The organism is Rahnella sp. PAMC25617, from assembly GCF_050606005.1.
GTDB classification, from domain to species: Bacteria; Pseudomonadota; Gammaproteobacteria; order Enterobacterales; family Enterobacteriaceae; genus Rahnella; species Rahnella variigena.
This window is the reverse complement of the sequence record NZ_JBOCUM010000017.1, coordinates 264,562-283,516: the sequence shown is the minus strand read 5'-3', so window position 1 is coordinate 283,516 and position 18,955 is coordinate 264,562. Positions and strand designations below refer to the sequence as shown.

At 48.5% G+C, this 18,955-nt stretch carries 20 protein-coding genes; 13 read left to right on the top strand and 7 right to left on the bottom strand.

The features are described 5' to 3' along the window. Window positions 1-68 precede the first annotated feature (68 nt). Window positions 69-839, bottom strand: coding sequence for an ABC transporter permease (locus tag ACM615_RS20470; RefSeq protein ID WP_095924696.1), 771 nt, complete (start codon window positions 837-839; stop codon window positions 69-71). Next, complete coding sequence (locus ACM615_RS20465; protein ID WP_112286855.1) at window positions 839-1,762, bottom strand: ABC transporter ATP-binding protein; 924 nt, start codon at window positions 1,760-1,762, stop codon at window positions 839-841. The genes ACM615_RS20470 and ACM615_RS20465 overlap by 1 nt, the downstream gene beginning before the upstream one ends. Window positions 1,763-1,895: 133 nt before the next feature. On the opposite strand from ACM615_RS20465, the gene can reads away from it, so the two are divergent. Then, a complete protein-coding gene (can, locus tag ACM615_RS20460) occupies window positions 1,896-2,552 on the top strand; it encodes a carbonate dehydratase (protein WP_037033385.1) in 657 nt (218 codons plus the stop codon). A 148-nt stretch (window positions 2,553-2,700) separates the two neighbouring features. Here can and ACM615_RS20455 read toward each other — a convergent pair whose 3' ends face one another. Continuing rightward, window positions 2,701-3,708 carry a phage integrase gene (locus ACM615_RS20455; RefSeq protein WP_431012436.1) on the bottom strand — a complete coding sequence of 336 codons (1,008 nt, stop codon included), beginning with the start codon at window positions 3,706-3,708 and terminating at the stop codon, window positions 2,701-2,703. Window positions 3,709-3,783: 75 nt separating this feature from the next. After that, window positions 3,784-4,083 (bottom strand): helix-turn-helix domain-containing protein, encoded by a 300-nt coding sequence (locus tag ACM615_RS20450; protein WP_259229342.1) that lies wholly within the window; start codon window positions 4,081-4,083, stop codon window positions 3,784-3,786. A gap of 119 nt (window positions 4,084-4,202) precedes the next feature. On the opposite strand from ACM615_RS20450, the gene ACM615_RS20445 reads away from it, so the two are divergent. The 6 genes from ACM615_RS20445 to ACM615_RS20420 all read left to right on the top strand — a co-directional run bounded on the left by ACM615_RS20445 (window position 4,203) and on the right by ACM615_RS20420 (window position 7,597). After that, complete coding sequence (locus ACM615_RS20445; protein WP_431012435.1) at window positions 4,203-4,475, top strand: Cox family DNA-binding protein; 273 nt, start codon at window positions 4,203-4,205, stop codon at window positions 4,473-4,475. A 10-nt stretch (window positions 4,476-4,485) separates the two neighbouring features. After that, a complete protein-coding gene (locus ACM615_RS20440) occupies window positions 4,486-4,650 on the top strand; it encodes a phage filamentation protein Fil family protein (protein ID WP_431012434.1) in 165 nt (54 codons plus the stop codon). A 7-nt stretch (window positions 4,651-4,657) separates the two neighbouring features. After that, a complete protein-coding gene (locus ACM615_RS20435; protein ID WP_223509138.1) occupies window positions 4,658-4,984 on the top strand; it encodes a hypothetical protein in 327 nt (108 codons plus the stop codon). A 66-nt stretch (window positions 4,985-5,050) separates the two neighbouring features. Continuing rightward, entirely contained in the window at window positions 5,051-5,233 is a 183-nt protein-coding gene (locus ACM615_RS20430; protein ID WP_431012433.1) for a DUF2732 family protein, read from the top strand. Next, on the top strand, window positions 5,233-5,457 hold the full coding sequence (locus ACM615_RS20425) for a TraR/DksA family transcriptional regulator (protein ID WP_431012432.1): 225 nt from the start codon (window positions 5,233-5,235) through the stop codon (window positions 5,455-5,457). The genes ACM615_RS20430 and ACM615_RS20425 overlap by 1 nt, the downstream gene beginning before the upstream one ends. A gap of 79 nt (window positions 5,458-5,536) precedes the next feature. Then, on the top strand, window positions 5,537-7,597 hold the full coding sequence (locus ACM615_RS20420) for a replication endonuclease (protein ID WP_431012431.1): 2,061 nt from the start codon (window positions 5,537-5,539) through the stop codon (window positions 7,595-7,597). A gap of 365 nt (window positions 7,598-7,962) precedes the next feature. Here ACM615_RS20420 and ACM615_RS20415 read toward each other — a convergent pair whose 3' ends face one another. After that, window positions 7,963-10,410, bottom strand: a complete 2,448-nt coding sequence (locus ACM615_RS20415) for a hypothetical protein (RefSeq protein WP_431012430.1) — start codon at window positions 10,408-10,410, stop codon at window positions 7,963-7,965. Window positions 10,411-11,239: 829 nt separating this feature from the next. Between ACM615_RS20415 and ACM615_RS20410 the strand changes: the two genes are divergently transcribed. After that, a complete protein-coding gene (locus tag ACM615_RS20410; protein ID WP_431012429.1) occupies window positions 11,240-12,418 on the top strand; it encodes a DUF4062 domain-containing protein in 1,179 nt (392 codons plus the stop codon). Between the two features lie 189 nt (window positions 12,419-12,607). Here the strand turns inward: ACM615_RS20410 and ACM615_RS20405 are convergent, their stop codons facing one another. Both ACM615_RS20405 and ACM615_RS20400 read right to left on the bottom strand, forming a co-directional pair. Next, entirely contained in the window at window positions 12,608-13,639 is a 1,032-nt protein-coding gene (locus tag ACM615_RS20405) for a phage portal protein (protein ID WP_431012428.1), read from the bottom strand. Between the two features lie 2 nt (window positions 13,640-13,641). Beyond that, window positions 13,642-15,408 carry a terminase ATPase subunit family protein gene (locus tag ACM615_RS20400; protein WP_431012474.1) on the bottom strand — a complete coding sequence of 589 codons (1,767 nt, stop codon included), beginning with the start codon at window positions 15,406-15,408 and terminating at the stop codon, window positions 13,642-13,644. 144 nt (window positions 15,409-15,552) lie between these two features. Here ACM615_RS20400 and ACM615_RS20395 point away from each other — a divergent pair, with 144 nt between their 5' ends. The 5 genes from ACM615_RS20395 to ACM615_RS20375 all read left to right on the top strand — a co-directional run bounded on the left by ACM615_RS20395 (window position 15,553) and on the right by ACM615_RS20375 (window position 18,951). Continuing rightward, window positions 15,553-16,404: a GPO family capsid scaffolding protein gene (locus ACM615_RS20395; protein ID WP_431012427.1), complete on the top strand. Its 852-nt coding sequence runs from the start codon at window positions 15,553-15,555 to the stop codon at window positions 16,402-16,404. Between the two features lie 45 nt (window positions 16,405-16,449). Then, window positions 16,450-17,514: a phage major capsid protein, P2 family gene (locus tag ACM615_RS20390; protein ID WP_431012426.1), complete on the top strand. Its 1,065-nt coding sequence runs from the start codon at window positions 16,450-16,452 to the stop codon at window positions 17,512-17,514. Between the two features lie 11 nt (window positions 17,515-17,525). After that, window positions 17,526-18,182, top strand: a complete 657-nt coding sequence (gpM, locus tag ACM615_RS20385) for a phage terminase small subunit (RefSeq protein WP_431012425.1) — start codon at window positions 17,526-17,528, stop codon at window positions 18,180-18,182. Window positions 18,183-18,277: 95 nt separating this feature from the next. Then, window positions 18,278-18,748, top strand: a complete 471-nt coding sequence (locus tag ACM615_RS20380) for a head completion/stabilization protein (protein ID WP_431012424.1) — start codon at window positions 18,278-18,280, stop codon at window positions 18,746-18,748. Next, window positions 18,748-18,951: a tail protein X gene (locus ACM615_RS20375; RefSeq protein ID WP_112150960.1), complete on the top strand. Its 204-nt coding sequence runs from the start codon at window positions 18,748-18,750 to the stop codon at window positions 18,949-18,951. Before ACM615_RS20380 ends, ACM615_RS20375 begins: the two co-directional genes overlap by 1 nt. Window positions 18,952-18,955: the final 4 nt, after the last annotated feature.

Here is an 18,955-nt window from a genome sequence, read left to right as displayed (position 1 = left end):
ATACATTAGTATGTGACCGGGGTTCACGAAAGCAGCCAACGCAGAGGCAACTCGAAGGATGAAGGGGATTAACTTCTAAGACCACGCCCGCGCTCGATCAAGTACCACGCCAGCAAATAAAACACTGCAATAAACGCCACCAGCACGCTCATGGTAAACACCAGCGGCACGTCTGAAATCCCCAGGAAACCGTAGCGGAAACCGCTGATCATGTAGACGATCGGGTTCAGCTTGGAAACCGCCTGCCAGATTGGCGGCAACAACGACAGCGAGTAGAACACGCCGCCAAGATAGGTCAGCGGCGTCAGCACGAACGTCGGGATCAGACTGATATCGTCAAACGTTGTCGCAAACACCGCGTTCAGTAAACCGCCCAGCGAGAACAGGATCGCAGTCAGCAATAAGGTCAGCGCGATGATCCACCAGGAGTGGATGACCAGCGGGACGAAGAACAACGAGATCGCCGTGACCAGGATCCCCACGCAGATCCCACGCGCCACGCCGCCGCCGACATAACCGGCGATCACCACGTGCGTTGGCACCGGCGCGACCAGCAGTTCTTCAATGTTGCGCTGGAATTTAGCGCTGAAGAACGACGACGCCACGTTGGCGTAGGAGTTAGTGATCACCGCCATCATGATCAGCCCCGGCACGATAAACTGCATATAGGTGAAGCCGTGCATGCTGCCGATCTGTGAACCGATCAGGTTACCAAAGATGATGAAATACAAGGTCATGGTGATGACCGGCGGAACCAGTGTTTGGATCCAGATCCGGCCAAAACGGTTGATCTCTTTCATCCAGATACTTTTGAGTGCCACCCAGTACAATTGCGACATTATTTCTTTTCCTCACTGCCGTTCACCAGCGTGACAAACAGCTCTTCCAGACGGTTCGCCTTGTTACGCATACTTAATACCTGCACACCCTGCTTGCTCAGCTGGCTGAACAGGGAATTCAGTCCCTGCTCGCGCATGACTTCCACTTCCAGCGTTGACGTGTCCGTCAGCTGACTGCGGTAGCCTTCGAGCACCGGCAGCGGGCTTTTCGCGCCTAAATCCAGAATGAACGTTTCGGATTTCAGCTTCGACAACAGCTCTTTCATACTGGTGTTTTCCACCAGCTGGCCGCCCTGAATAATGCCGATATTACGGCACAGCATTTCCGCTTCTTCCAGATAGTGTGTGGTCAGAATGATAGTGGTGCCCTGCGCGTTCAGCTCTTTCAGGAAGCCCCACATGGAGCGGCGCAGTTCGATATCCACGCCCGCCGTCGGTTCATCAAGGATCAGCAGTTTCGGCTCGTGCATCAGCGCACGGGCGATCATCAGACGACGTTTCATCCCGCCGGAGAGCATGCGCGAACGCTCGTTGCGCTTGCCCCATAAATCCAGCTGCGTCAGATATTTTTCCGCACGTTGCAGTGCCAGCGGACGTGGCACGCCGTAATAACCAGCCTGATTAACCACCACTTGCATGACGGTTTCAAACGGGTTGAAGTTGAATTCCTGCGGCACCAGACCTAACTGGCGTTTAGCATTCACAATATCTTTATCAATGTCATAGCCAAACACCTGCACTTTGCCGGCAGTTTTGTTGACCAGTGAACTGATGATACCAATGGTGGTGGATTTACCCGCACCGTTCGGCCCAAGCAGGGCATAAAAATCGCCAGCTTCGACGCGCAGATCGATTCCACGCAAAGCCTGTACACCACCGGCGTAAGTTTTGGTTAACTTTTCCAGTTCCAATGCATAATTCATAAAGGGAGCGTACCTTCTTGTGAAAACCCTGTTGTAGGAATGAGTAAGTGGAGATGCCGAATCTGTTTGAAAAGTCGGGGCATTGCCCTATATTACCCCATCGCAGTGAGCTCGTTACAGGCTATTGACCTCCATGAATGACATAGAAAGACTCATCAGTAACAACGCAGCCTGGTCTAAAACCATGATTGACGAAGATCCTGGTTTCTTTGAACGCCTTTCCCAGTCTCAAAAACCCCGTTTCTTGTGGATTGGCTGTTCCGATAGCCGTGTCCCCGCCGAGCGACTGACTGGCCTGGAGCCGGGCGAACTTTTCGTTCACCGTAACGTCGCCAATCTGGTCATCCACACCGACCTTAACTGCCTGTCCGTTGTGCAATATGCTATCGACGTGCTGGAAGTCGAACACGTGATTATCTGCGGTCACTACGGCTGTGGCGGTGTGCAGGCGGCGGTTGAAAACCCTGAACTGGGTTTGATCAATAACTGGTTGTTGCATATCCGGGACATCTGGTACAAACACAGTTCCCTGCTGGGCGAACTGTCGCCAGAAAAACGTCTCGATAAATTGTGCGAACTGAATGTGGTCGAGCAAGTCTACAACCTCGGTCACTCCACGGTGATGCAATCGGCCTGGAAACGCGGCCAGAAAGTCACACTGCACGGCTGGGTTTACGGCATTCTGGACGGACGACTGCGCAACCTGGAAGTTGACGCTACCAGCCGCGAAACGCTGGAACAGCGCTACCGTCAGGGCGTCTCCGCCTTGCTGAACGGCGACCCGCAATAACAAGCCGCACTACTCTACCGAATTTCAAAAAACAAAAGGCACAAAAATGTGCCTTTTTTACCATTTATTTTTCCTGCACTTACAACGCGATCACTATAAATCAATGAGTTACAAATACTTTAAGCAGCTGTAAGCCCTATAAAGATGCTTAGGTGTGGACACTATGTGGACACTCCAGCCCCGCTTTCCCCCTCAATGGATTAAAGGAAATTGCGTCCTGCAGGAAGTCCGGAGCGAAGTGAGCATAGACCATTGTCTGGTTGATATTCGCGTGTCCGAGAATTCTTTGCAGGGTGATTATGTTCCCGCCGTTCATCATAAAATGTGTCGCAAATGTATGTCGCAGCACATGCAATGATTGCCCTTTCGGTAAGTCTGGTTTCACCGATTTCAATAGCAGCCGGAAGGTCAAATAATCGGCATCAGGAAAAAGTAATCCAGACTTCAGATTTTTGACTACCTTACATACCTCGTCTGAGATCGGGACTGTTCTGGGTTTGCCGTTTTTGGTATTGAGAAAAGTCACTCGGTTATTAATGACATTCTCCACCTTCAAACTGCTTATTTCTCCCCAGCGGCCTCCTGTACTCAAGCTCAGGATCGCAATCCTCTTATTGTCCCCTTCCAAAACAGACAGCAACTTCTCAATTTCATCAGCAGACATAAAAGTCATGGATGATAGCTGCCCTTTTAGCAACGTTACGCCATGCAACGGATTTTCAGCGTGGAATAAACCTGCTTCGTTCAGGTAAGTAAACAGACCACTCAGCAACATCAAATTGCGGTTTACCGTCGTTGCCTTAACGCCCTTCGCCAATCTCAAAGACTTAAATTTTGTAATAGCCAGGCTATCAATTTGGAAAGAACACGGGTCATCCATCAGGTTGCAGATGAATTCCAGTTTGGCTTTGTCTAGCTTGCCGTGTTTCACGTTCTGCCCGTGATAGAGCCACCACAATTCTATCAACTCGGATAACGGTCGCTTGTCTGCCGGTTTAGATAGCCATTCTTTGTCGTGATAATTCACCGCTACATATTTTTCGTAGGCGGCTGCTTCATGTTTCTTGTCGAACCTACGCCGGAAGCGCTTTCCGTTGCGCCCCTGCGGTCTGATGTCCACTTCATAACGACCATCATCGAGCTTCTTAATCGACATATTGAAGCCCTCCGAAATCGTGGGTACTGCAAAGACTCTGTGATTCTATAAAACGTAAAAAGTCGAAATGTAGCGTTAACCAGTCTTTTTGTCGGAGTGGGACGACGTTGTTTCGTCCTGCCCAAAGTGTGCGAGAACCGGCGCGATCTGTCCGGCTTCAGGGGAAATTTGATCAGTCATGAACCACATTGTGTATTTTGTGAACTTTGGATGCGCCAAAATTTTCATAGTGACGTCCGTCGGGGGAACAGATCTCCCGCTTTCGTAGTATGTCAAAGAGCTGTATGGAACCCCTGTTAACTCCGCAAATTGCTTACGGTTAATCCTTTCGGATTCTCTGATGAGTCCAATCTTCTCTGCTATCGAGCTTGACATGTTTTCAAGATCCTCTAATAATTAGATGTACACGATATTTGAATTCAACATTATCTAAACATCTGTAAGTGTCGTTAAGCGACTCTAAGCAGTTGTCGAGATCTGAGAAAGGTTAGCAGATGAGCAAACAAATCGTAAGTGTGTCGGATGTCCTGCCTTATACGGAATTTGCCAAATCAATTGGCAAAACTCCCGCTGCCGTTAAGGCAATGATTGAGGCTGGCAAACTGCCAGTAGTCGAAATGCGTAACCCTGAAAATCCTACGGCTCGAGCAGAGAATTGGATCTACATTCCAGCATGGAATGCAGGCATGAAATTAGCATTTGAAAAGCGTCCAAAAGAGATTCGCGACGGTTGGCTGATGTGGTTGGGTTTGGGTGAGCCACGTTAAGGAGTGGAAAATGGTTATTTCAATTGCACCACTGCTGAAAAGACAAAGCCCTTCCCGCAGTTTTGGACATGGCTGGATTGAGCTACCAGGTGGCAAACGCTGGAATCCAGCTAAACCGCAAATGTATTCAACCGGTTCAAGCCGGAAGCCCTTCTACAAACGCTCCTTTGGTTGAGGTGTCTATGCAATCGCAAACATTGAGCTATTCGGAAAGTATCCCGAAGGAAAAAAGAGAGGCCTGTTTTCAGCATATTATCGGGATCCGAAAAATGCTGACCAGCCAGAAAAATATTGCGCAGGAAACGTTTGATGAAAGTACGCCAACCATGCGCAAATTGATCTGCTTTCATGCTGGGTTGAAGAGTCGCCATATTAATATGCGTTTCTTTGAATTGGCACACAGTGAAAGAATAAAGGTCATTGAAGCACTTAACTCACTCATTGAGTTTGGCAACGCGCTTCCGGCCTTTATTAGTGAAACCGACTCAGTTCTCAACATAGAACATTAATACATCTGAAATTTAATTGGCGTTCAACCCGCCGGGCATTCTTTTGCCCAAAAACAGGATTGGATAATGGAAGAAATCATAAATGAAGCTCGTTTTGATGAACGTTTAAATCGTGCAGCCGTATTCGCTGCACGTCTTGAGGCTATCGCATGTTTCATCATCAAGCAGGCAATGACCGGCACTGAAGCTGCCGAAGCTTTACGCATTGAGGCTACCCGCATCCAAAACGAAGCGGGAGAATTTCATTAATGGCTGATGTTATTGACGCTGCCCAAGAACGAGCGGACCTGATCTTAGAGTCACAAATTCAAGCTGCCCGCATAAGCACTACGGGCGCTTCCTCCATGTATTGCCTCGACTGTGACCGCCCTATTCCTGAAGAACGCCGCGCAGCTCTGCCTGGCGTTGAGCTGTGTGTCTATTGCAAGGAAATCAGTGAGCTAAACGCTAAGCATTACCGAGAGAGTAAATGATTTTGTTCTCGATGGCATTGCTCATTCTGGCTGGCATCAATGCTGGCTATCTGATCATTGATATCAAAGACGGTTTGTAATGCAGAACAATCGCTTTACTTCTCAGACTGAAACGCCCGATGTTTGGGCGTTCCCCTGGAATAAACCCCTAGCCCCAATCGTCCCCCAAGAAAGGCCGAGACCGCTTACTCGTGATGAATACGATCAGGGGCAAGCGGTTTTAATCAAAGTAAAAAACCTCTCTAAAGACCTGCAAGAAATTTTCACTGGCCGCCATAAGTACTTGCTCAAAACCCAGGGCATTCATGCAGCCAATAAATATCTGGTTTATACCCTTGGGCGCAGCATCCTGCCGCGTGTCGATGCAGTAAATAAAGCCCATGCAATGAATATCAATGCCTCCATGAAATTCATCTCCGAGGCCGATGTTTATCACCAGTTACCAGGCATGGGCGACAAACCACTGCGTCGTTTCACACAGAGCATTGCCGGACAGTTGAAGAGTATTTATGAAGACCGTTGCGATCAGCTATTGGCTGAAAATGATGGAGATTACGCGGTGCTTCTTCAGTCTGATACGCAGTGCGCTCTGTATCGTGGTATTGCAGGAATGTCGCGTGCCTTCAACATTAGCCCTTTGTATTGGACAAAATTCACTAAAGGCAAGCTTGATGCAACGTCTGCCATTGCGGGCATGTCTCGGCTGGTAAATCCTGACTGGTGGTTAAGCCAGTTGAAAGGCCAACGTACCCGCTGGCGTGAGTCATTGCTGATCGCAATCGGCAAGGTTAACCGTGACGCGTCTCCCTATGCCAGTAAGCAGGCTATCCGTGAAGTTCGTTCCCGCCGACTGTCGAATCTGGACTATCTAAAAAGCCGCGACCTGGAGAATGTCGAAACCGGCGAGCGTATCAGTTTGATCGATAAAGTCATGGCGAGTATTTCAAACCCTGAAATCCGCCGCATGGAGCTGATGAGCACTATCGCCGGCACCGAAAAATATGCGGCCGCGAATGGTGACGTCGGGATGTTTCTGACCATCACCACCCCTTCTAAATTTCACCCGACCCGCATGGTGGGTAAAGGTGATAACAAGCGCGTTCAGCGAAATCATGCTTGGGACAAAGAGGCCTACACGCCGAAAGATGCGCAGCGTTATCTTTGCGGGATCTGGAGCAAAATGCGCACCGCGTTCAAAGACAGTGGCCTGTCCGTTTATGGGATGCGCGTAGTAGAGCCTCACCACGACGCGACCCCACACTGGCACATGATGTTATTCACAAAGCCCGCTATGCGTCAGCGGGTAATAGATATCATGCGTAAATACGCCATGAAAGAAGACGGTGACGAACGCGGCGCAGCTAAAAACCGCTTTGACTGTAAACACCTGAATCGCGGCGGTGCCGCTGGCTACATTGCTAAGTACATCGCGAAGAACATCGATGGTTATGCACTGGAAGGCGAACGCGACCACGAGACTGGCGAGCTTCTGACGGACTCCGCTGCTGCTGTTACTGCTTGGGCTGCAACATGGCGTATACCGCAGTTTCATCCCATCGGCTTACCAACCATGGGTTCCTACCGTGAGTGTCGTCGTATACGTTCCATCAGTCTGACTGAAACTTTTGACGAAGAAGTAGAAGCCGTTCGCGCTGCTGCTGATATCGGTGACTTTATGGCGTACATGACTGCCCAGGGCGGCGCTAATGTTCCTCGTGAAGATCAGACGGTGCGCGTAGCACGTCGCGTTGCTAGTGAGCTGAATGCATACGATGAAGAAGTGAAAAAGGTTGTGGGCATTTTCGCGCCCCATCTCGGCGAATCACATGTATATGAAACACGTACAACTCAATGGCGCATCGTTGCTTCTGCCGTTGATTCTGAGGTTTTGACCGCAAAAAGCGCCTCCGGCGCGCCTCGGAGTCCTGTCAATAACTGTGGGTTAGGTGAAAAGAAACAGGCTTCCAATAGGTATGAAAGCCCGTCTGAAAGCGCAGCTACAGCGTCTACTTCTGAGAATCTACGAGTTATTGACTGGACAGAAACTGCCGTCATGAGCATGAGCGCGGTTGCAGTTGCAGTTGCAGTTGCAGTTGCAGTTGCAGTTGCGCCACAATCCCATGTACAAGCTAAAACTTAATAAATTTCAACGTGATATTGAAAAGATTGAAGACTGTAATGTTGCAATACACCCCGTCCAGCCTAAGAAAGTTGTTATTAATCACAGTGATAGAAAATTATTAAAATTATGCTGAGACGCAACTATAAATGTGGCTGCACTCTAATTTTGATTGTTAAGGTTACCTTATTAAAAATCTTCAATAACTAATGCTTATGTCTTAATAGGAAGTTGTTGTGCCATCAATGAATGTATATTTAAACAGTATTTACATCATAATAACCACTTTTAACCCGCTAGATTTATCGCTATAATGCACGTCCAAGCTTTGAGAAGTACCTTCTACTAACCTTGAGGAGCCACGTTGAAAAACGTGGCTTTTTCATTTAGTTACCGTAGTTACGCACCGCTGAATTCCTAGCTTTTTCAAGATTCTCCATCAATTCAGCTCTTGCCTCGGTCAGAGGATTGGTTCGCCATTCTTTAGATAAAGTTCTCCGACTAGCTTCTTCTAGTATTGGAGAATATAAGCTAATCATGTAATCGTAAAAGCAAATAGCTCTCTCGATTCTGTGCTCAATTCTTTTTACAACATCATGAGAAGAGTTATTTATTAATCTCTCGTAACTTTTGAGTTTTTCCCATACATCTTCATTAGCAATAAATGTATCCATCATCGTACATTCTACAAACATGAAGTTTGCAATCAAATCTTTCGTTATATACCCACCTAGTCTTGTAGGGAAATAACTTGATTTAAATGCCGCAGAATCATGTGCTGCGGTATTTATAAATCTTAACTTACATAAATCTCTCAAAATGCTTAACGTAACTTCATCTCCAACTCCAATTTTACGTAAGTTTTTTCTAATATCAATTCCATCAACATATTGAAATGCAGGGTCGGAACTGTATTGTACAAGGGCGGATAGTACAAATAGCCTTAATAACTGGAAGTTGGTCTTACCTTGACGTGCATCAAAGGGATTTCCAACTAATGAATATGCTTCAGAATATATTGCCTGATTGCCTAACAATATTGCTCTTAGCGCTTCATGCCTTGGTAACACATATGCCCCATGCTCTTTATAAATCCGCATCGCTTTACTAGGATTTGTATAGCCATGCTCAATAAACTCTCTAGTCATTCTTAAAGCATTCCTGATATCGCCCGCCGCAAGAACCTCTAGAAGACTGCCAATTTCTGTGCCAAGAACTGAACTTTGAACAAGGCTAATCATATCAGCCAAATTATCCACACTAAATCTTATGCCATTTTCAGACTCAAAAGAACCGCTTTCTCCGTCTAAAATATTTTTGGCTAAAAAGAATCTTTTTGAAAGAACTGATTCAACTTTTGGTGGTTCAATTAAAATTGGATCGAAATCATAAGCATTGAATGCTGCCGAATTTCTATGCTCAACATATGTCGAATTCCTCAACGAAATGACCAAATTACATTTTAATCGCTGTGAGAAAGCCACACAGTTACTAAATATCTGCGACTGAATACTTTCACCCAATTGGTCCACGTTATCTACAACTATAAATACCGATGTGTTTGCAGATGCATATGCTAAAAGACAATCAACATACGGTTTCACCTCTTCAAAATCTTTAGTAATTTTATTTGTAATCAATTCATTAACTTTATCAGTATCTTTAGATATTAAAAAGGCGGGTCCTCTTTTTATAAAGTTTATTTCATCCATATAAGCATTTGATATACAGAGATCATAATCACCAAAAAAATCATCATTAACTACATAAGATCTTATTTCTTTATATAAAAAATCAACTGGCGTTACATCATCCGTGTATTTGAGAAAATCAACTCTAATCCAATGAGGATAAGGCTGTCTTTCCTTTTTCTCAAAAAAACTCGCAGCGCTCACAGTACGAGTATAGTGTAAGAAAGTTGTTTTCCCTGCCCCAACAGTTCCAAGGATTATTATCGCCAAAGGTTTTGCATTCCTCTTAGCATTTATTAATGAATTTTTGAATACGTTTGCATCCCTTTTTTGCATTGGTCTTACAGGTTGTGCACTAAAAAGATGCTGACTTTTAGAGATGTGCATATTAATTCTACGATCAAACTTCATTCTATCTGGTGAGTTAACATAACATTTTGCAAAAAGAGAAGGATCCATCTCCGTGATAGTATCCGAGAAAGATGTAATTATTGCTTCTTCTATTAACGGATATATAGGGTTTTTTACATCATAGGAGATTGTTTTTCTTACAGTATTTTTAAGTCTTCTCTCCTCAATTTGGTCATCTCTATTACCTAACAAAACAACTTCTAAGCTTGAATTGATTACAGCCTTACGGGAAAGTAAATCATAGAAATCTGTGTAATCAGTTTTCAAAGCGCTTTCAAGGCTATTAAATACAATTGCATATGATGAATTGAATGCCACTTGGTCGGTACGATTAGCAGGGAATATAACCCATTGACTACCATTCGTCACAACAGCGAATTGAATACTCAATTTTCTACAATAATCACGAGCCTGAATAATTGCATCACCAAATGCACCAACCAAGTGATTATTATTGAGTTTTAATCTGCGATCAAATTGTTGAGTCTCAAATGATTCCCCTATTTTTTTGGCTTCAATTATAAAAGCTGTACTTGCAGTTTTAACTTTATAATCTGCAAAGGTAGTTTTACCATCTTCACTCACTCGTTGTTCAACCGAAATGTCCTCATGCGTCCATTTGAGCACTTCGAACAACACTCGGTCTATTACCTTCAGCCTAGTCTCTGCTTCATTAGCTGAAGAAAGATCTAATTTTTTTGCTATTTCAAGAATTTCATCAATAATTTCCATATTAATCCTTAAAAACTGAATCTAAAAATTAGCATTATTTTGCGTCGTAACAGTAGTATTATCAAAAGATTGGAGTCTTTACTATCTAATCTCAGATTAATTTTTTGCCATACGTTTGTCTTTCACCCCTTTACTGTTTACACCCTCCCCCATCCCAGGCAACTGCATCCCTCCTATGTCGCGTATAGATATACAGGAACCTAAAATTCTCTACCACCCTCCCCCTAGCAAGGCTTGCATATATCACATGCATTTTTTTGCATGCTATCGAAAGAAGTAAAAAACACCCATTCATCCCTATGGCAGGGCTTCCAGATGACCTGATTCATGCATTAAAAACAGTGATCCAAGTCAAAAGCGGGCAGGCGGGTAACATTGCGCGCGGCTAGGTCCAGTCTGGCCGCCACACATGTAACTTTCGTGAAATGTTTTGATGCCGTTTCTATGAAGGGGCTCAGCATATAGCAGAAAGCACTTAGTTGGCTTCGGCTGAAAGATTAGGAAGAAATGGATCGGTGCTGTTTGTATTTGGAATTCTGGGAGGGAACATTCTGAAGCTGTATGTGATGGCTATGGGCAGAGTTTTATAGCAACGCGCGACTCTATCAGCAATCTAAAATTTTGTGGTTGTAAATCGATAGGTCTAATAAAAGTTTTCGTATTTTCAATATGGATTGACAAAGTTTTATTGATATCTCACATGAAACTTATTGAAAATCAGGTAAATATTCATTAATTTAAAACGAGTAAAATCTGGGGAAAAGGCGAAACTGCGCCGAACTTATCGGCGAGGTACCTTATGTCACGGTTAAATTTCTAAGGAGAAAATGTGCCAAGTCCTAAAGTTTTTGTATCCTCAACTTGTTACGACCTAGGCATGGCGAGGGAGCAGCTTCGCTCATTTCTTTTGAGGATAGGCTACGACCCAATCTTAAGTGAGTACTCTGACATACTTTATGATCCTAGGGCTCATACTCATACAAGCTGCATTCAAGAAGTGCCAAACACTGATATCGTAATAGTTCTGATTGGCTCTCGTTTTGGCGGGAGAGCAATACCGGAAGCATTGTCTAATGTAGATTTAGAAAACCTCCTCAACTCAAGTTTTGATGTGACAGTTTTGAATGATCCAGAAAAACTTTCCATAACTCAATTAGAGGTATTAAAAGCTATAGACTCAGCTGTACCAGTATTTGCCTTCGTCGATGAAAAAGTTATGCACGATCATTATGTTTATCTAAAAAATAAAGATTTAGTTGATAAGATTAAATTCCCTTCTATTGATAAACCAGAAACGGCTAAATATATCTTCGAATTCATAAGTTTCCTTTCGCACAGAAATAAAGGAAATAGCATTATTCCATTCGGTAAAATTGAAGATATTGAAAATCATCTTAAAAAACAGTGGGGCTCACTCTTCCAGAGACTTCTTAGAGAACAGAGAGAACAACAGGTTGAAACCAGAAAATTATTCTCTATAACTGAACAAATTGAAGATCTGAAAACAGCAATGATTTCAACTATAGGTAATGCTCAGAATAGAGAGGTTGCACGTGGTGTGATTAAATACAGACGGCTCGCTGATTTTCTTTCGGGAATTAAATTTCCAAATTTTAGTGTTGTAACAGAAAGCAATATTGGATTTGAGGAACTTCTCACTTCAGCTGATATTGTGTCAGTTAGAGAAATACCTGATGCCAGAAATTCTTTTGGAAGATCTGCATTACTGAAGTCTGACGGAACCTTCTATGAATTGCGATTTGGTCAAGAGTTTTTAAATCGTGTTAATATCGATTGGAATAGTTTTATAACGTTGACTGTTGACGTCAGGCAAGTAATATTTGAGGCTATCACTGATATAGGACGTATGGGCCCAGGCATAGTGAGATATAGAGATGAACTTTTTCAAGATAGATTCAACGAATATTTGGAAAGGGATGAAAGTAAACCCGTAACATTAGAGGACTTTTTAAAGGATGAGCCAATTAATAATGCTGATGAAGGTTAAATAGACCTATCACATCAACAGCTAATTCGATGCTTATCATTCTTAACTCAAAAGCTAAGAGCGTTGTCGACATTCAATCCCGACAACGCTCTTAGCTTTGTGTTGTACAATATCTTCATCTCTTTTTTGGGTTAAAATAGCTTAGACGTGGCAAATAGTTAAAACCTCATATTCTGGTACTTTGCAGTCTTACTCCTGGGTAAGCTCATAAGCAGTAAACCTGATGACCTCCTCCCCAAACCACGCATTTAACTCCTTGAACCGCTCCTGCAACGGCGTCAGTTCGTTCCGGACAAATACTTGCGACGCCTTGACTGAATCGCCGAACCCGCCACTGTTCTCCGGAATAATCCCCATCATCTGCGGTGGAACGCGGTGCGCGCACAGCAAATCGTTCTGACTGGCTTTCTTGATATTGAAGAAATCGTCTTTCGTCGCGACTTCACTCAGCGGCAGAATCTTAATCCCGTCCGGCTTGCCGTTGGGTGCGTACATGAAAAGATTCCGGAAGTTGCCCAGCCCTTTTGTGTCCCGCATCGCTTTACGCATCTGATCGATGTCCGAGCTGCTTTGTGCCGCGTCGGTCATGTACAGGATATATCCGGCGTGCGCGCCGTTCTGATAATACTTGCGGCGGAACAGCGTGGCGGCCTCATTCAGCCAGGCTGAATTCAGGGCGCTGAGATATTCCGGCAGGCCGTACAGCTCCTGATTAATATCCGGCTCAATCAGATGAAAAACGCTGCCGGTTTCGAACTGATGGGCATCTTTCCACTGCTGCACAAACCAGTAGGTATCTGGCTCCACGCCGCGCCGCGCATATTTAGCAGGCACCGTTTTCATCACCACGGCGTCGCCGAGCTGGTTGCGGATCACTTCTAAGAACGCATTCCCGAATACCAAGTAATCCAGGGCGAACCGGCTGAACTCCTGCTGTGATAGCAGCGCATGGGGGACAAACGTGGAAGCCAGAATATTGCGCTTAACGTACAGCGACGAACTGTGATGCACTGCTGCCCGCAGCGTGCGAGCCAGTCCGTCAAAGCTGACCGGCGGCTCATACCACTGACCGTTCCCCGTGCATTCGATGTAATCCAGAATTTCGCGGCGGTCTAAAACCGGCGTCGGGTCACCAAAGCTGAACGCCTCCGCGCCGCCGGAATGCTGCGCCGTTGCTGTGACTGCTGTCTGTGCCGCCTTGCGGAATTTGCGCTTACTCATAATTAATAAAACTCCAGAATGTTAGGGCTTTGGCCGCCGTTCGCGGCGGTCAGCGGTTCGTTAAGCAGGGCGTGCATAATTGCCCAGGCGACATCTGCGTGGCTGGCTTCCTCGCTGCGGCTGGCCTCGTAGGTGGAACGGCTGCCGCTGGCGGTCATGGTTTTGCGGATCGCCATGAATGACGACGTGATGTCTTTGTGGTTGGTGTCGTACTCCAGCCGCCCGGACGTGATGGTGTCTTTGGCTTTCAGAACCATTTTCGTTTTGGTTTCGGGGCTGTAGCGGATTTCCATCGCGGCGGGGAAGAACTGCCGGACAAGCTGGAAAACGCCCTGGCCGATGCCGGTGGCATCCACGCCGATGTATTCCACGCAGTAGCGTTTTGTGAGTTCCTCAATGCTTTTCGCCTGGGCGGCAAAGTCCATGCCTTTCCACTGGTGGCGTTCCAACACGCGGAATTTGCCACCGTCCACCAGCGGCGGAGCCACGACAGCGCAGCCCGCGCTGTCGCCGGTGTGCGACGGGTCGTAACCAATCCAGACGGCGCGATAGCCAAACGGACGCACGGCGAACGGGCTGAAATCCTGCCATTCCTCCGCGCTTTCCACCATGCAGCGTTGCAGCTCGGCAAACGGGAACACGGACGCCTGATCGTCAACAAACTCACACATGAACAGGTTGCGGAAATCCTCGCTGCTGTTCTCCTGTTTCAGCGTGTCGATGTTGAACAGGTTGCAGCCACCGGCTAACGCGTCCTCAATGGTGACGATTTGCCGCCACTGCCCGTCTCCGCAAAGCTGGCCTTTCGCCAGGGCGTGATGGCTGATATCCAGCTCAATCCTGTCGTTGCGATCTTCCCGTCCCTTGTTGAACAGTTCACCTGACCAGAATGGGTAAGCCCCGTGCGTCAGCGCTGACGGGGTGGAGAAATAGGTGGTGCGCAGATGTTCCTGCGACGCCATGCCGCTGGCGACCTTGCGCAGCTTTTGGAAGTTGGGGATCCAAAAGATTTCGTCCACGTACAGGTCGCCGTTATGGCTTTGTGCCGTGTTGGAGTTGGTGCCTAAGAAAATCAGCTTTGCGCCGTTGTTGCCGATCACAATCGGGTCGCCGGTCAGCTCGACATCGACCTGGCGGGCAAACTGAATGATGTACTCACGGAACACGTAAGCCTGGGTTTTACTGGCTGAGAGAAAAATCTGGTTGTGGCCGGTTGCCAGGGCGCGCAATAACGCCTCCCGTGCAAAGAAGAACGTGGCGCCAATCTGGCGGGATTTCAGGATGTCGCGGATGCGGTGTTTAAGCCCCGCGTTGTACCAGACGCGCTGATACTGGAAGCACTGGGCGAGGAAAATACCTTCCAGTTTTTCCAGCGCTTCGTCGCTGAAAAAGTTCCTGGTCGGCTTCTTGCGTTCCCCTTTGTTCCGGTTAGCAACGTTCGGATTTAAATCCACCTCGTTTCCGCTCTGACCGTAGCGGCTCACCCTTGCCAGGCGTTCCATCAACCGGCCTAACGCCTCCATTTCCTTGTAATCCGCGTTCCCTTTCACGTCTTTGGCCGTGAGCTGGATCAGGCGTGCTTCCAGGCTGGATTCCACGCGGGAAATCGGCGCGACGTTCTCCCAGGCGTCGCGGGTCTTCCAGCTCTGCACCGTCGGTAATTTTTGGGTCAGCGTCTCCGCAATCTGGCGGACAGAAAAACCCTGCCAGTAAAGCAGTGCCGCCTGTCGCCGTGGGTCGCTGATGATAGTTGAGTTGGTCATTTTCATGACTGCCACGTTAACGAGCAGCCTGCTGATTTTCCTGCTGTCCACGTTGTGCCATCAAGCATCAACCCGCCTCGGCTGGCGGTGTCGGACGTGTGTCTGGAAACTTGGGGTTCTCAGAAGTACACACCGACTGGAGTCCGACAAATGGCAAAAGCAACAAAGCGCTTTCGTATCTGTACCGAAGGGGCAACCACCGACGGCCGCGAAATTACCCGCGACTGGATCGAACAGATGGCCGCGACCTATGACCCGAAGGTCTACGGCGCGCGCATCAACATGGAGCACATCAAAGGTTATTACCCTGATAGCCCGTTCCGCATGTACGGCGATGTGACCGGCGTTTATGCCGAAGAAATTGCCGACGGCGCGCTGAAAGGCAAGCTGGCACTGTATGCCGACATCGATCCGACGCCTGATTTAGTGTCGCTGGTGAAAGCCCGTCAGAAGGTTTACACCTCCATCGAAGTGAACCCATCTTTTTCCGACACCGGCAAAGCCTATCTGATTGGCCTGGCCGTGACCGACAGCCCCGCCAGCCTCGGCACCGAGTACCTGCAATTCAGCGCAAAGGCGCAGCAGAACCCGCTGGCGAGCCGCAAACAGGATGCTGGAAACCTGTTCACCGTCGCCGAAGAAACGGCGTTCGAGTTTGAAGAAGATAAACCGGCTGCCCCGTCGCTGTTCTCCCGCGTGAAGCAACTGCTGTCCAGTAAGTCCGCCTCGGATGATGCCCGTTTCAAAGACGTCCACGACGCCGTGGAAGTGGTGGTGGAACACGTCGAAACCGGCCTGAAACTCAGCGATGAAAAGCTGTCCACGCTGGAAACCACCGTGACGGAACGCCTGAACGCGCTGGAACAAACCGTGAAAGGAGACCGCGAACAGTTCAGCACGCTGAAAGGCAAGCTGGAGAAATCCGCGCCGCAGAACTACACGCAGCGCCCCGTTTCCAGCGGCGGCGGTAAAGGGAATGCGGCGGATATCACCGACTGCTAAGCACAAAATACCGATTAACCCGTTAACCATTTTGGAAAAAAACGCATGAAACAAACCACCCGTTTTCAATTTAACGCCTACCTGTCCCGTATTGCCGAACTGAACGCGGTGGACACCGGCGACCTGGATAAAAAATTCAGCGTGGAGCCGTCGGTGACGCAGACACTGATGACCCGAGTACAGGAATCTTCCGCCTTCCTCCAGATGATTAACATCATTCCGGTGGACGAAATGAAGGGTGAAAAGGTCGGCGTCGGCGTGTCCGGTTCGATTGCAAGCACCGCAGATACCAGCGGCACCGGTGAACGCCAGACGGCTGATTTTAATACCCTGACCGCTGAGGGTTATGAGTGCCGCCAGACGAACTACGATTTCCATTTCCGTTACGCCACGCTGGATCTCTGGGCGCGCTATCAGGATTTCCAGGCGCGTTTACGTGACGCCATCGTGAAACGCCAGGCTTTGGATCGCATCACTATCGGCTTTAACGGCGTTGAGCGTGCGGCAACGTCAGACCGCGCTAAATACCCGCTGTTGCAGGACGTGAACGTGGGCTGGCTGCAAAAGTACCGCAACAATGCGCCGGAGCGCGTGATGAGCAAAATCCAGGGTGACGATGGTTCCGTGATTTCTGCGACCGTCCGCGTCGGTGCCGGGGGTGACTTTGAGAACCTGGACGCGCTGGTGATGGATGCCACCAACAACATGGTTGACCCGATTTATCAGGATGACACCGGTCTGGTGGTGATCTGCGGTCGTCAGCTGCTGGCAGACAAATATTTCCCGCTGGTGAACAAGGCGCAGGAGAACACCGAAAGCCTGGCGGCGGATATGATTATCAGCCAGAAGCGCATCGGTAACTTACCGGCGGTGCGCGTGCCTGGCTTCCCTGCCAATGCGTTCTTTATCACCCGCCTGGATAACTTGTCCATCTACTGGCAGGACGGCACGCATCGCCGTCACATTGAAGAAGTGCCAAAGCGTGACCGTATCGAAAACTACGAATCCATTAATGAGGATTTCGTGGTGGAAGATTACCGCGGCGGTTGCCTGGTCGAAAACATCCAGCTCGGCACCTTCAAAACCACCGCACCTGAATCAGCAGAATAAAGAGGGACATCATGATTAGCCCTTGCCGTCGTCACATGTTGCGACAGTCAGCCATCATCGCCGCACAGCAGGCCGCCGGTCAGCTGACTCATGCCACCGGCTACGAACTGCAAATGCAAAAGCTGAATGCGGATAAGCAGGCGCTGCATAAACTTCAGTCCTTCCAGGCGAAAGCGGAACTGAAACGTCAATTGCTCCCTGAATACGGCCCGTGGGTGTCGGGCGTGCTCGCCGAAGGGAACGGCGCACAGGATGCCATCCTGATGACCGTCATGATCTGGCGTATTGACGCCGGTGATATTGCCGGTGCGCTGAACATTGCCCGTTACGCCTTTAAACACAGGCTTGCGATGCCGTTCGGCACCCGCACGGCGGGCTGTGCCTTCACTGAGGAAGTGATCGACCAGGCTGTACGTGCCCGCACCGCCGGTGAACCGGTCAGCATTGAGCTGATGCTGGAAGTGCTGGAACTGACTGACGGTGAGGATATGCCCGATAAAGTCCGTGCCCAGTTGCACAAAATTATCGGCTATCTCTACCGCGACGGCGGCAAGGACACGTTAGCCCTGGAGCGTCTGAAAAGTGCCCTCATTCTCGACGGCAAATCAGGCGTAAAAAAAGACATTGAACGCCTGGAATCCGCCATTAAAAAGGCATCCGGCAGCTAAAAAGCATGCGCCCCGCGCAGGGCGGCACGCCAGCCGCGACGGGTCTTTGACCTCGTTCAACGCTGGCGTCCACCGCCCCCCATTCAGAGGTCATTATGTCCCTTGTTGTACCTGCACCGAAACCGGACGCCGCGACGGAACCCGCGATTAAAAATACCCACTTTTGGCCTGATGTGGATCCGGTTGAGCTGCGCGACACGCTGCGACTGGAGGGCACCGTTACGGTGAAACGTCTGCGCACCGCCGCAAAGTTTGCCATGACCGAAGTGAATGCCGAGCTGTTCAGCTTTCGTGATGCGCAGATTGCCCAGGGCTTTAAATGCCTGGCTGATGTCCCTGCCGATCAGATTGATGATGAAAGCGTGAAGGTCTGCGCCTATCAGCGCGCCGTGGCGTCTATTGCCGCCGCGTTTCTGGCGGAGCGTTACCCGAATAACGACACCACCGATAGGGGCAGCCAAAAGGCCGAAATTGTGGAAAGCACGGTGGATGATTTATGGCGTGACGGACGCAACGCGATCAGCGACGTCGCCGGTGTGTCTCACTGCATCATCGGGCTGCTCTGATGAAAGTCACTGCCGAACAGGGCGACACCGTAGATTCGCTTTGCTGGCGGTACTACGGGCGCACCGAGTCGGTGATGGAGCAGGTTTACGCGGCTAACGTTGGGTTAGCCGCAGAGGGGGCAATCTTGCCCCATGGCTACGCGGTGGAACTGCCGGACATAAGCCTGCCCGCAGTCAGTGAAACCGTCTCACTTTGGGACTGATGAC